Source organism: Actinomadura fibrosa, assembly GCF_900659615.1.
Lineage (GTDB): Bacteria > Actinomycetota > Actinomycetes > Streptosporangiales > Streptosporangiaceae > Spirillospora > Spirillospora fibrosa.
On the sequence record NZ_CAACUY010000221.1, the window covers coordinates 1 to 14371 of the forward strand.

Here is a 14371-nt window from a genome sequence, read left to right on the forward strand (position 1 = left end):
AGGCCGGCGGCCGGGTCGGCGACCTGACCACGTTCGTGCTGCTCCAGCACCTGGCCGCCGACCCGGCCGTGGACGTCCCCGTGTACGCCGCGGGCGGCATCGGCACGCACACGGCGGCCGCGGCCGTGGCGGGCGGCGCGGCGGGCGTCGTGCTCGACGTCCAGCTCGCCCTCGTCCGGGAGGCGGACCCGCCCGCCGCCGTCGCGGCCGTGCTCGCGGCGATGGACGGCAGCGAGACGAAGATCGTCGACGGCCACCGCCTCCTGGCCCGCCCTGGCACACCGGAGACCGGGCCCGCCGGGGTCGACCCGGCGGAGACCGGCGCGCGGCCCCTGCCGACCGGTCCGTGGCCGCTGCCCGTCGGGCAGGACGGGCCGCTCGCCGCGTCCCTCGCCGCCCGGTACCGCACCGCCGGGGGCGTGGTGCAGGCCGTCCGCGCGGAGGTCATCGAGCATCTCCGGGCGGCGGCCGAGGCCGAGCCGCTGGCGCCCGCGGCCGACCCGCTCGTCCCGGACGGCCGCGTGTACCCGGTCGTCCAGGGCCCGATGACGCAGGTCAGCGACTGCTCGGCGTTCGCCGCCGCGGTCGCGCAGGACGGCGGCCTGCCGTTCCTCGCGCTCGCGCTGAAGGACGGCGACGCGGTCCGCGCGCTGCTGGAGGAGACCGCGGACCGGCTCGGCGACCGGCCGTGGGGCGTCGGCGTGCTCGGGTTCGCGCCGCCGGAGGTCCGCGAGGCGCAGGTCGCCGCGGTCCGCGACGTCCGGCCGCCGTACGCGATCATCGCGGGCGGGCGCCCGGCGCAGGCCGCGGAGCTGGCGGACGCCGGCGTCCGCGCCTACCTGCACGTGCCGTCGCCCGAGCTGCTGGAGCGCTACCTGCGCGAGGGCGCGCGCCGGTTCGTGTTCGAGGGCGCCGAGTGCGGCGGCCACGTCGGGCCGCGCGCCGCGTTCCCGCTGTGGGACGCGCAGGTCGAACGGCTGCTGGCCTTCGGCGGCGACGCGTCCGAGCTGTCGGTGATGTTCGCGGGCGGGATCCACGACGAGCGTTCTGCCGCGATGGTCGCCGCGCTGAGCGGGCCGCTGGCCGCCCGGGGCGCGGACGTCCGCGTCCTCATGGGCACCGCGTACCTGTTCACCACCGAGGCCGTCGCGGCGGGCGCGATCGTGCCCGGCTTCCAGCGCGCCGCCCTCGACTGCGCCGGGACGGCCCTGCTGGAGACCTCGCCCGGGCACGCGATCCGCTGCGCCCGCACGCCCTACGTCGACGCGTTCGCGGAGACGCGCCGCGAGCTCTCGGCCGTCGGGATGCCGCGCCGCGAGGTGTGGCGGCGCCTGGAGGAGCTGAACCTCGGGCGGCTCCGCGTCGCGAGCAAGGGCCTGCGGCGCCGCCCGTCCGGCCGCGAGCCGCAGCCGGTCGAGCCCGCCGAGCAGCGCGCCGAGGGCCTCTACATGATCGGCCAGGTGGCGGCGCTGCGCTCGTCCACCACCGGCGTCACCGCCCTGCACGAGCAGGTCAGCACGGGCGCCACCGCGCTGCTGGCGGCCCGCGCCGCCGAGCTCGGCGTCGCCGCGGACCGCCCCGCCGCCGCGGCCGCCCGCCCCGCCGACATCGCGATCGTCGGGATGGCCTGCGTCTTCCCCGGCGCCCCCGACGCGGCCCGGTACTGGGCCAACATCGTCGGCGGCGTCGACTCCGTCACCGAGGTCCCCGCCGGACGCTGGGACCCGGACCTCTACTACGACCCCGCCGCCGCGGACGGCACCACGCCGTCCAAATGGGGCGGCTTCCTCCCGGACGTCCCGTTCGACGCGCTCGCGTACGGGATCCCGCCCGCCGCGCTCGGCAGCGTCGACCCGGTGCAGCTCCTCGCGCTGGAGGTCGCGTCCCGCGCGCTCGACGACGCGGGCTACGCCGACCGCCCCTTCGACCGGTCCCGGACGTCGGTGTTCTTCGGCGCCGAGGGCGGCAACGACCTCGCCACCGCCTACGGCATCCGCGCGACCCTCCCCGCCTACCTCGGCGAGGTCCCGCCCGGCCTGGCCGAGCAGCTCCCGGCGCCCACCGAGGACTCGTTCCCGGGCGTCCTCACCAACGTCATCGCCGGGCGCATCGCCAACCGCCTCGACCTCGGCGGCGCCAACTACACCGTGGACGCCGCGTGCGCCGCGTCCCTCGCCGCGCTCGACGCCGCCTGCAAGGACCTCGCCGCGGGCACCAGCGACATGGTGCTGTGCGGCGGCGCCGACGTCCACAACGGCATCCAGGACTACCTGCTCTTCTCCTCCGTGCGGGCGCTGTCCCCCGCCGGACGGTGCGCCGCGTTCGACGCGGACGCCGACGGGATCGCGCTCGGCGAGGGCGTCGCGTGCGTGGTGCTGAAGCGGCTCGCGGACGCCGAACGCGACGGCGACCGCGTCTACGCCGTCGTCAAGTCCGTCGCCGGATCCAGCGACGGCCGCTCCCTCGGCCTCACCGCCCCCAGCGCCGCGGGCCAGCGGCGCGCGCTCGACCGCGCGTACGAGCGGGCGGGGGTGTCGCCGTCCGACGTCGGCCTCGTCGAGGCCCACGGCACCGGCACCGGGGTCGGCGACCGCACCGAGCTCGCCACCCTGTCCGCCGCGTTCGCCGGCGCCGCGCCCGGCGCCGTCGCCCTCGGGTCCGTCAAGTCGCAGATCGGGCACACCAAGTGCGCCGCCGGGCTCGCCGGCCTCATCAAGACCGCGTACGCGCTGCACACCGGCGTCCTGCCCGGCACCCTGCACCTGGCCAAGCCCATCCCGGAATGGGACCCCGACGGCCCGTTCGCCTTCGGCCGCGCCGCCCGCCCCTGGGCCGCCGCGCCCGGCGACCGGTACGCCGGGCTCAGCGGCTTCGGGTTCGGCGGCACCAACTTCCACGCCGTCCTCGCCGGATACGGCGGCGCCCCCGAACCCGTCTCCGGGCTCGACGAATGGCCCGCCGAGCTGTTCCTCATCCGCGGCGCCGACGACACCGCCGCCCGCACCGAGATCGACCGGCTCCGCGCCCTGCTCGCCACCGGCACGCCCCGGCTCCGCGACCTCGCCCGCACGTCCGCCGCCGCCGGCGGCCCGGTGCGCGCCGCGCTCGTCGCCACCGGCCTCGCCGACCTGAGGCGCAAGCTCGACGCCGCCGCCGACGGCCGTCCGATGGACGGCGTCCTCCCCGCACACGGCGAGGGACCCGGCCAGGTCGCGTTCCTCTTCCCCGGCCAGGGCAGCCAGCGGCCCGGCATGCTCGCCGGCCTGTTCGTCGCCTTCCCCCGGCTCCAGCGCCTGCTGCGCCTCGCTGGCGGCCGGTACGCCGCCGCGATGTTCCCGCCCGCCGCGTTCACCCGCGAGGACGCCCGCCGCCAGCGCGACGCCCTCACCGACACCCGCGCCGCGCAGCCCGCCCTCGGCATCGCCGGGCTCGCCGTCCACCGGCTGCTCACCGCCCTCGGCGTGCACCCCGACCTCGCCGCCGGGCACAGCTACGGCGAGCTCGTCGCGCTCTGCGCCGCCGGCGTCTTCGACGAGACCGACATGGTCGAGCTCAGCGCCGCCCGCGCCGCCGCCATCCTGGACGCCGCCGGCGAGGACCGCGGCGCGATGGCCGCCGTCACCGCGTCCCTGCGCGAGGTCAGGGAGGCGCTCTCCGGCGTCTCGCAGATCGTCGTCGCCAACCACAACGCGCCCCGCCAGGTCGTCGTCTCCGGCACCGGCGAGGCCCTCGCCCGCGCGCTCGGCGTCCTCGCCGAGCGCGGCGTCAAGGCCGAGCGGCTCCCCGTGGCCTGCGCCTTCCACAGCCCCCTCGTCGCCGCCGCGGCCGCCGGGCTGCGCGCCGACCTCACCGGCCGCGACCTCCGCTCGCCCGCCTTCCCCGTCTGGTCGAACACCACCGCCGCGCCCTACGACGCCGACCCGGCCGAGCTCGCCGCGACCCTCGCCGGGCAGCTCGCCGCGCCCGTCCGGTTCGTCGAGCAGATCGAGGCCATGTACGCCGCCGGCGCCCGCACCTTCGTCGAGGCCGGTCCCGGACGCGTCCTCACCGGCCTCGTCGGCGCGATCCTCGGCGACCGCCCCCACACCGCCGTGGCCTGCGACGCCCCCGGCGAGGACGGTCTGGCACGGCTGCTGGCCGCCCTCGCCGAACTCGCCGCCGCCGGCGTCCCCGTGGACCCGCTGCCCCTCTTCGCGGGCCGCGACGCCCGCCCCCTCACCGCCTCCGGGACCGCCGCGGGCACCGCGACGGGCCGGGCGGGCGCGCCCGGCTGGATCGTGAACGGGCACCTCGTCCGCACCGCCGACGGCGGGTACCCGACCAACGCGCTGCGCCCCGCCCAGCGCGTCCCAGGAGGAACGATGAGCGACCGTCCGCGCGGCTCGGAGGCCGCGGTGCTGGAGTACCTGCGCGCGGGCCGCGAGCTGATCGCCGCCCAGCGCGAGGTGATCCTCCGCCACCTCGGCGCGTCGGGCGAGCCCTCGCCCGCGGCCCCCGCCGTGACCGCCTCGCCCATCCCCGCTCCCCGCGCCGTCCTCGCGGGCGAGACCCTGCCGCCCCGAACCCCGTCCGCGCAGGACCCGGCCGACCCCGGCTCCGGCTCTGACTCTGGAGTGGCGGCGTCGGTGCCTGCCGGATCGCTGTCCCGGGACGTCCACGCCGACGTCCTCGCCGTGATCAGCGCCCGGACCGGCTACCCCGAGAACATGCTGGGCAGCGACCTCCAGCTGGAGGCCGACCTCTCGATCGACTCCATCAAGCGCACCGTCATCATCGGCGACCTGGCCGACCGCGTCGGCCTCGCGGCGGACGGCCGTCCCGACGACGCCCTCATCGAGCAGCTCTCCCGCCTCACCACCATCGGCGAGATCGTCACCTGGCTCCGCGCCCGCCTGGCCATTCAGGACGCACCGGACGCTTCCGACGCTTCCGACGCGCCTGACCCTGACGCGGATCGCACCTCGTCCGGCGTCTACCAAGCCCCCGTCCGCATCCCGCCGCAGACCACCCCGAGGCCCGGCCAGCCCGCCGCCCACGTGGGAACCTCCGCCCTCTCCGGCGGCCCCGTCCACGAGACCGTCGCACAGGACGAGCCCGCCCAGCCGGTCGGCGACGTCCCCATCTACGACACGCTCACCACCCAGCCCCAGTTCACCCAGCCCGTACAGGACGTCCAGCCCCAGCCCAACCCGCCGATCCCTGAAATGCACTCCGCGCCGACCGTCTCACCCGCGCACGAGGCTTCGCACGCGTCGAAGACTCAGACCGTGCCCGATGGCACGTACACGCAGGACAGCGCCGACGCACCGGCAGCGCCGGAGATGCACTCCGCGCCGATCGAGCCTGTGACGGTCGAGCGGTCCGTGCCGGACGTCTCGTCCGCTGAAGGCGAGACCCGCACGCATGACCCTTCGCTAGATGCAGGGTACGAGCCCGCGCAGGAGGACGGGACCGCCTCGGCGGCGCCGTCCGCCCAAGGCGGTGCCGACCCGTTGGGCGGTCCTTCCGCGCACGGGCGGACAGCGGAGGTGGAGATTCCCGTGCCGGGCGGAGAGCAGACGCCGGGGAAGCACGCCGCGCAGGATGCTCCGCGCGGTGCGGAAGGTGCTGCGCGCGGGGCGGAGGCCCGGAGCGTGCAAGGCGGTGTGTCCGCGCGGGAGGGGGTGTCTCTCCCGGAGGTGTCGCCTACGCAGGGTGGCCGTGACGCTCTGGGTGGAGCGTCTGCGGCGGGTGGTTTGACTGGTGAGGGCAGGGCTCGCACGCCCGAGGTTTCTCGCGGGGTGGAGGGGCCGTCCACGCGGCCGGGGGCGTCTGCCGGGGTGGCGTTGCCGTCGTCGGGTCGGGCGGCTGTGCGGGGACGGATCGTGGACGTGCCGCTCCCCGCGCAGGACGTCGGGCCGGCGCCGGAGGGTGCGGTCGCGCCTTCCGTCCCGGGTGAGGTGGACGAGTCGGGTGCGCAGGACACCTTGTCCACGCAGGAGGTCGTGCCGGTCGAGGACGCGACGACCACGCGGGACGAGGGTCCGGGTGACGCGTCGCGGGCGGGGAAGCACTCTGCGCCGGGTGGTTCGGACGTTGAAGGGCGGCCGGGGCAGGGCGCCGGGGCCGTCCAGGAGGGGGCGCTGCAGGCGCAGGCGTCCGGCTTCGTGCTGGGTGCGCCGTCGCGGCCCGGGAAGCACTCCGCGCCGGGTGGCGGGTTCAGGCAGGTGGACGGCGGCGCGGCGGGTGCTGCGGCGTTCGGGCTCGGGGTGAACGGTGCGCGGACGTCGCCGAAGGACGTCGCGTCCGTGATCGCTGAGGGGGCGCGGCGGCTCGGGGAGACCGGGGGCGCGCTGCGGCGGCCCAGCGATGTGCGGGGGGTGCCGGACGGCGCGCTCGACGGCGGGATCGTCCGGCAGGTGGTGCGGCTCTGCCGGCTGGACGCGCTGCCGGTGCCGGGGGAGGCGGGGACGGCGTTCGCCGAGCGGCGGTTCCTCATCGTGGACGACGGGTGCGGTGTCGCGCTGGAGCTGGGGGACCTGCTGGAGCGGCACGGCGCGACGGTGCGGACGCCGATGGACGTGGACGGGGAGTGCGACGGGCTGATCCACCTGGCGGCGCTGAGGCCGGGGGCGACGGCGGTGCTGCCCGGGGTGTACGAGGGGATCCGGCGGGCGCTGCTCGGCGGGCTGCGGTGGCTGGTCGTCGCGAGCGGGGCGGGCGGGACGTTCGGGCTGCGGTACGACGGGGGCGGGGTCGGCGACCCGACGCCGGGGGCGGGGCTGCGGGGGATGGCGCGCACGGTCGCGCAGGAGTACCCCGAGGTCCTCGTCCGGGCCGTGGACGTCGACACGAAGGACACGCCGCGGGCGATCGCGCAGCGGATCATGGCGGAGCTGCTGACCGCGGAGACGCCGGTGTCGATCGGGCACGAGGGGCATCTGCGGCGGAGCCTGACGGTGGTGCCGGCGGAGCTGTCCGGGACGGCGGCGGTGCCGGGGCTCGGGCCCGACGGGGTGGTGCTGCTGACCGGGGGCGCCCGCGGGATCACCGCGCGGGCGGCGCTGGCGTTCGCGCGGACGAGCGGCTGCCACGTCGAGGTCGTGGGGCGGACGCCGGAGCCGGGCGGGGCTCCGGCGTTCCCGGACGCGGCGGACGAGGCGGGGCTGCGCCGGGCGCTGGTCGCGCAGGGCGGGCGGGCGCCCGCGGAGATCGAGGCGACGATCCGGCTGATCATGGCGGAGCGGGAGATCGTCCGGAACCTGGAGGCGCTGCGGGGGGTCGCGGCGTCGGTCCGGTACCACGCGGTGGACGTACGGGACGCGCGGGCCGTCCGGGACGTGGTGGAGGGCGTGTACCGGCGGCACGGGCGGCTGGACGGGGTCGTCCACGGGGCGGGGCTCGTCGAGGACCGGCTCGTGCGGGACAAGGGGCCCGAGTCGTTCGCGCGGGTGTACCGGACGAAGGTGGACGGCGCGTGCGCGCTGGCGGCGGCGGTCCGTCCGGACGTGGGGTTCTTCGTGGTGTTCGGGAGCGTGGCGGGCGTGCACGGGAACCGGGGGCAGGTCGACTACGCGTCCGCGAACGACGCGTGCGACACGCTCGCGCACGTGTGGCGGACGCGGCTGCGGGGGCGGGTGCTCGTCGCGGACTGGGGGCCGTGGGCGGGCGGCGGGATGGTGTCGCCGGAGCTGGCGCGCGAGTACGCGCGGCGCGGGATCGGGCTGATCGATCCGGACGCGGGCGTGGCGGCGCTGCTGCGGGAGATCGCGCACGGGACGGAGACGCAGGTCGTGTTCACGGGGACGGTCCGGTGACCGACGCCCGGGAGCCGATCGCGATCGTCGGCGCCGGGGCGGTGTTCCCGGGCGCCGGGTCGGCGGCGGAGCTGTGGCGCAACGTCCTGGCGGGGTTCGACGCGATCACCGAGGTGCCGGCGGGGCGCTGGGATCCCGCGCTGTACTACGATCCCGACGCCTACGGGCGGGCGCCGGAGAGCGACCGGTTCTACTGCCGGCGCGGCGGGTTCGTGGACGAGCTGGCGCTGTTCGACCCGGCGCGGTTCGGGATCATGCCGGCGGCGGTGCGGGGCATGGAGCCGGACCATCTGCTGGCGCTGCGGACGGCGGCGGAGGCGATCGCGGACGCGGGCGGCGAGGAGCGGCTGCCGGACCGGGCCCGGGTGGGCGTGGTGATCGGGCGGGGCGGCTACATCACGCCGGGCGTCGCCCGGTTCGACCAGCGGGTCACCGCGTCCCACCAGGTGGTGGGGGTGCTGGCGGAGCTGGTGCCGGAGCTCGGGCGGGACCGGCTGGAGGAGATCCGCCGCGCGTTCTGCGAGCGGCTCGGCCCGGACGGCCCGGACGCGTCGATCGGGCTGGTGCCGAGCTTCGCGGCGGCGCGGATCGCGAACCGGTTCGATCTGCGCGGTCCCGCGTACACGCTGGACGCGGCGTGCGCGTCGTCGCTGCTGGCGGTGGAGCACGCGGTGCGGGCGCTGCGGGGCGGGCAGGCGGACGCGATGCTGGCGGGGGCCGTCCACCATGCCCATCATGTGACGGTCTGGAGCGTGTTCAGCCAGTTGCGGGCGCTGAGCCCGAGCGAGACGATCCGGCCGTTCGACCGGGCGGCGGACGGGACGCTCCTCGGCGAGGGCACCGGCGTCGTCCTGCTGAAGCGGCTGTCGGACGCGGAGCGGGCGGGCGACCGGATCCACGCGCTCGTCGTCGGCGCGGGGTCGTCGAGCGACGGCCGCGCGGCGAGCATCATGAACCCGCTGGTGGACGGGCAGGTCCTCGCGGTCGAGCGGGCCTGGCGGGACGCGGGCCTCGACCCGCGGGAGCCGGGCGCGGTGGGCCTGGTCGAGGCGCACGGGACGGCGACGCCGGCGGGGGACGAGGCGGAGCTGGCGACGCTGCGGCGGGTCCTCGGGACCGAGGGGCCGCCGGTCGGGCTCGGCACGGTCAAGTCGATGATCGGGCACGCGATGCCCGCGGCGGGGATCGCGGGGCTGGTCAAGGCGGCGTTCGCGGTGCGCGACGGCGTCCTGCCGCCGACGCTGCACGTGGACGACCCGCATCCGGCGCTGGACGGGGGGCGGCTGCGGCCGGTGCGGGAGGCGGCCGAGTGGGAGCGTCCGGTGGGGGCGCCGCGGCGGGCGGTCGTGAACGCGTTCGGGTTCGGCGGCGCGAACGCGCACGTGATCCTTGAGGAGCCACCGTCCGCGCCCGCGCGCCGGCGCGCGGCGGGACGCAGGGTGGTGTCCTCCGAGGTCCGGGACGTTCCGGCGGATCCGGAGGAGGGCGTGCTGAGGCTGGCGGCGCGGACGACCGACGAGCTCGCGGCCCTCCTGGAGGCCGCGGACGACGCGCTCATGGCGCAGGTGTCGCGGGACGCGCCGGACCTCCCGTGCCGCCTCGCGATCGTCGGGCCGACGCCCCGGCGGCTGGACCTCGCACGGGCGGTGGTGCAGCGCGGCACGCCGTGGCGGGGGCGCAGCGACCTGTGGTTCGCGCCGCGCCCGCTGCTGGCCGGGGGCGGGCGGCTGGCGTTCCTGTTCCCCGGGTTCGAGCCCGCCTTCGACCCGCGCGTGGACGACGTCGCCGAGCACCTCGGGACGCCCGGGTTCGTCCCGGCGGAGCGCGGCGGTCTCGTCGGCCACGCCGCGGACGTGATCGGGGTCGGCCGGCTGCTGGCGGCGGCGCTCGCCGGGTTCGGCGTCGAACCGGACGTGGTGGCCGGGCACAGCCTGGGCGAGTGGACCGCGATGATCGTCGCGGGGATGTACGACGCGGACGTCGTCGACTCCTTCATCCAGGCGATCGCCGAGGACGACCTGAACGCCCCCGACGCGGTGTACGCGGCGCTCGGCTGCGGCGCCGACCGGGCGCAGGAGGCGGCGGGGGCGCGGTCGGGCGTGTTCGTCAGCCACGACAACTGCCCCCACCAGTCGGTGATCTGCGGGCCGCCGGACGAGGTCAGGGACATCCTGGCCCGGCTCGCGTCCGAGGGGGTGCTCGGCGCGGAGCTGCCGTTCCGGACGGGCTTCCACACGCCGCTGGCGGAGGCGTTCCGGGAGCAGGTGCAGCGCTCGTTCGAGGCGCTGCCGCTGCGGGAGGCCCGCGTGCCGCTGTGGTCGGCGACGACGGTGGGCCCGTTCCCGGAGACGCCGGAGGGGATCCGCGAGCTCGTCGTCCGGCACCTGCTGGAGCCGGTGCGGTTCAGCGAGCTGATCGAGGAGCTGTACGGCGCGGCGCACGTGCGGGCGTTCGTCCAGGTCGGGCCGGGCAGCCTCACCGGGTTCGTCGGCGACCGGCTCGGCGGCCGGGAGCATCTGGCGATGGCGGTCAACGTGCCGAAGCGGGCCGGGATGGCGCAGCTCCGCCGCGTCGTGGCCGCGCTGTGGGCCGAGGGGTACGGGGCGTCCGCGCCCGCCCCCGAGCCGGCCGGCGGGATCCGCCTCGAACTCGGCACGCCGCTGGTCACGCTGGACGGCGCCGTGCCGCCCCTGGACCTCGCCGGGACGTCCGGCATCCCGTCCCTGCCCACGGACGATCCCGTTCTGGCGGAGCTGGAGGCGCTGCTGAACGACGCCGCGTCCGGCGCGCAGACCGTCCTGGAGGCGCTCGGAAGCGGAGGGGCACCGGTCGCGGAGTCGCACGCCGACCCGGCCGACCCCGCCGCGCCCGCCCGGGACGCCGGGGACGCCGCGCCGGTCGCCGCCGAGCTGGTCGTCTCCCGCGCGTTCTCGCTCGACGCGATGCCGTTCCTCGCCGACCACTGCGTGTTCCCGCAGCCCGCCGGCTGGGCGGACCTGTCGGACCGCTTCCCCGTCGTGCCCCTCGCCACGCTGCTGGAGGTGATGGCCGGCACCGCCCGCGAGCTGCTGCCCGACATGGTCGTCGTGGGCTTCGAGAACGTCCGCGCCATCCGGTGGGTCGTGGCGGCGCCGCCGGTCACCGCCGACCTGCACGCCCACGTCGTCGAGGACGCCCCGGGACGGGCGGGCCCGCGCAGGGTGAAGGTCGTCATCCCCGGCCACACCGACGCGACGGTCCTGCTGGACACGGGCTACCCGGCGCCGCCTCCGCCGGACACCACCGCGTTGACGGGGGAGGGGCCGCCGGTCGTCACGGCCGACCGCCTGTACGAGGAGCGCTGGATGTTCCATGGGCCGCTCTTCCGCGGCGTCACCGAACTCACGGCGCTCGCGGAGGACGGTGTCCGCGCCGTCCTGACCGTGTTGCCGACGCCGGGGGCGGTCCTGGACAGCGCCGGTCAGCTCTGCGGGCACTGGATCCAGGTGTACGGCGAGAACAACCAGACGGTGTTCCCCGTCGGGATCGAACGGGTCTCGCTGTACGGGCCCTTGCCCGCCGCGGGGGAGCGTCTCCAGACGACCGTCTGGAACCAGTCGCTGACCGACACCACCATGCGCGCCTCCGTCCAGATGCTCCGCTCCGACGGGACGGTGTGGGGACGCGTGGACGGATGGACGATGCACCGCTTCTACACCGACGAGTCCATCTGGCGGATGAAGTTCACGCCGGAGCTGTCGGGGACGGGCGAGCCCCAGGAGGGCGGCTGGTGCCTCGCCCGCAGGCGGTGGGAGGGCACGGCGTCCCGCGACCTCCTCATGCGGATGTACCTGTGCGCGGCCGAGCGCGCCGACTACGAGGCGCTCCCGTCGTTCGCGCAGGGGCCGTGGCTGCTCGGCCGGATCGCCGCCAAGGACGCCGTCCGCGACCACCTGTGGCGGCGCGGGCACGGGCCCCTGTTCCCGGCGGAGCTCGCGATCCGGGACGACGCGGCGGGGCGGCCCGTGGTCAGCGGCCCGTTCGACGAGCCGCCGGTGGTCTCGATCGGCTGCGACGCCGAGCTGGGCGTCGCGCTGGTCCGCCCCGCGGGCGAGGTCGCGGGCATCGGCCTCGCGGTGGTGGACGAGCGGGGCGAGGCACGCGTCCGCGCGGCCAAGCAGGCGGTCCTCCAGGCCATGCCGCCGGGGCTGCGGCGCCCCGAGCTGGTGGTGTCCGCCGCAGGCCCCGACCGGCTGCTGGTCGCCGCGAACGGAACGGTCACCAGCGTGGAGACCCGCCGCGCGGACGGCCACGTGATCGCCTGGACGACCGCGTCCGGCGGCACCGACAGGGAGGAGAGCACAACATGAGCGATGTCATGGCGGAGGTCGTCCTGATGCTGACCGAGGTGGTCGGAGAGGACTTCCTCCTCGACGTGGAGGTCGGGCCCGCCACCACGTTCGGGGACGACCTCGCCCTGGAGAGCATCGAGTTCGTCGCGCTCGTGGACCGGCTGCGCGGCCACTACGGCGACCGGGTCGACTTCCCCCGGTTCATCGCCGCGCTGGACCTCGACCAGATCATGAACCTGACCGTCGGGGACGTGGTCGGGCACATCGAGTCCGCGATCCGAGAGGAGGCCCATGCCTGAGGTCACCGCGCGCGGCGTCCGCTTCCACGTCCAGACGATGGACCCGGTCGGGCACGCCCCCGCCGCGGACCTCCGGGACGGCGCCGGCCCCGGGCGCCGCGCCGCGCAGGGCCCGCCCGTCGTGGTGTTCGTCCACGGGCTCGTCATCGACAACCTGTCGAGCTTCTACTACACGCTCGCCGGGCCCGTCGCCGCCGCCGGGGCGCGGTCCGTCCTGTACGACCTGCGCGGGCACGGCCGGACCGAGCGGCCGTCCGCCGGATACGGGGCCGCCGAGGCGGTCCGCGACCTGTTCGCCGTCCTCGACGCACTCGGGCACCGCGGGCCGGTGCACCTCGTCGCGAACAGCTGGGGCGGCGTCGTCGCGCTGAACGCCGCGCTGGCCCGCCCGTCCCGCGTCGCGGGCCTCGTGCTGATCGAGGCGTACGGCCCGTCGGAGCGCCCCGGCGCGTGGATCGAGGACCTCCTCAACACGCTCGGCCGCTCGGCGCTGCTCCTGGAGCACGAGCGCGTCGCCGAGCGGTACCGCGCCCTCGGCTGGCGGCGCGGCGCGCGGATGGCCGCGACCGCCGACGCCCTCATCAACGGGACCAGCCTGCTCGACGACCTCGCCGTCGCCGAACCGGTCGGCCCCGCCGCCCTCGCGTCCGTCGCCTGCCCCGTCCTCGCCGTCTACGGGCAGCACTCGGACGTCATGGACGCCGGGCGGCTGCTGCTGCGCACCGTCCCCGGCTGCACCCTGCACGTGATGGCGGGCTACGCCCACACCGTGCTCCGCGAGGGGACGGCCGAACTCCTGGAGGTCCTCTTGCCGTGGCTGGCCCACCACGCCGGCACCCGCGTGCCCGTCGCGGGAGGTGCGCGATGAGCGCCCGCCGCGTGCACGTCCCGTCCCTGCTCGGCGCCCCCGGCATCCCGCGCGCCGAGACGCCGCGGCGGCGGTTCCTGTTCGCCGTCCCGCCGCTCACCGGGCACGTCAACCCGACCGTCGCGGTCGCCGCCGAGCTCGTCCGCCGCGGCCACACCGTCGCCTGGACGGGCCACCGCGCCACCCTCGAACCCCTGCTGCGGCCCGGCTCCCGCATCTTCTCCGCGATGGACGGCGAGCTCGCGGCGCGGCTGCCCGCGATCGGCGAGAGCCGCCGGTCCCTGCGCGGCCTCGCCGCGTTCCGCCACCTGTGGGACGAGTTCGTCGTCCCGCTCGGGCACGCGATGATGCCCGGCGTCGAGACGGCCCTCGACCGGTTCCGCCCCGACGTGGTCATCGGGGACCAGCTCGTCCTCGCCGCCCCGGTCGCCGCGCGGCTCCGGGGGCTCCCGTGGGCCACGTCCGCGACGACGTCCGCCGAGTTCACCCGCCCCCTCGCCGGGATGCCGAAGGTGGAGGAGTGGGTGCGCGAGCGCATCGGCGACTTCCAGCTCGACCACGGCATCGACGACCTCATCGACCTGCGCTTCTCCGACCACCTCGTGCTGGTCTTCTCGACCGGCGCGCTGGTCGGCGACACCTCGTTCTTCCCCGGCCACTTCGCGTTCGTCGGCCCCGCGCTCGGCCGCCCCGCCGGCGGCGCGTTCCCGTGGGAGTGGCTGGACGGGCGGCCCGCCGTCCTCGTCTCGCTCGGCACCCTCAACGGCTCGTCCGGCGACCGCTTCTACCGGGTCGCGCTGGACGCCGTCCGCGGCATGGACGTGCAGGCCGTCGTCGTCGCGCCGCCCGGCATGCTCGCCGACCCGCCGCCGAACGTGCTCGTCCGCCCGCACGTCCCGCAGCTCAGGCTGCTGGAGCGGCTGTCCGCGGTCGTCTGCCACGGCGGCCACAACACCGTGTGCGAGTCGCTGTCGCACGGGCTGCCGCTGGCGTCCAGAAAATCGAGCCGGACGCCCCGCTCGCCGGTCTCGGGATCGGTCGCCAGGGCGATCGGGAGCGGCGCCAGCCGCAGGTGCG

The 14371-nt window shown here is 76.9% G+C and carries 5 protein-coding genes; all 5 read left to right on the top strand.

What is annotated here, in order from left to right:
• Positions 1-35: 35 nt before the first annotated feature.
• Positions 36-7796: a type I polyketide synthase gene (locus E1300_RS51900; protein WP_207400217.1), complete on the top strand. Its 7761-nt coding sequence runs from the start codon at positions 36-38 to the stop codon at positions 7794-7796.
• Positions 7793-12145, top strand: a complete 4353-nt coding sequence (locus E1300_RS39455) for a beta-ketoacyl synthase N-terminal-like domain-containing protein (protein WP_131762286.1) — start codon at positions 7793-7795, stop codon at positions 12143-12145. The genes E1300_RS51900 and E1300_RS39455 overlap by 4 nt, the downstream gene beginning before the upstream one ends.
• Entirely contained in the window at positions 12142-12426 is a 285-nt protein-coding gene (locus tag E1300_RS39460) for an acyl carrier protein (protein ID WP_131762288.1), read from the top strand. The genes E1300_RS39455 and E1300_RS39460 overlap by 4 nt, the downstream gene beginning before the upstream one ends.
• Positions 12419-13294 carry an alpha/beta fold hydrolase gene (locus E1300_RS39465; protein WP_131762289.1) on the top strand — a complete coding sequence of 292 codons (876 nt, stop codon included), beginning with the start codon at positions 12419-12421 and terminating at the stop codon, positions 13292-13294. The genes E1300_RS39460 and E1300_RS39465 overlap by 8 nt, the downstream gene beginning before the upstream one ends.
• The coding region (locus E1300_RS39470; RefSeq protein ID WP_131762291.1) for a glycosyltransferase at positions 13291-14371 on the top strand (1081 nt) is incomplete at its 3' end. The genes E1300_RS39465 and E1300_RS39470, both read left to right, overlap by 4 nt.

Excerpts from the sequence above, each read along its gene's own strand:
- E1300_RS39460 (WP_131762288.1), top strand. The coding sequence starts at position 12,142 with ATGAGCGATGTCATGGCGGAGGTCGTCCTGATGCTGACCGAGGTGGTC.
- E1300_RS39465 (WP_131762289.1), top strand. The coding sequence starts at position 12,419 with ATGCCTGAGGTCACCGCGCGCGGCGTCCGCTTCCACGTCCAGACGATG.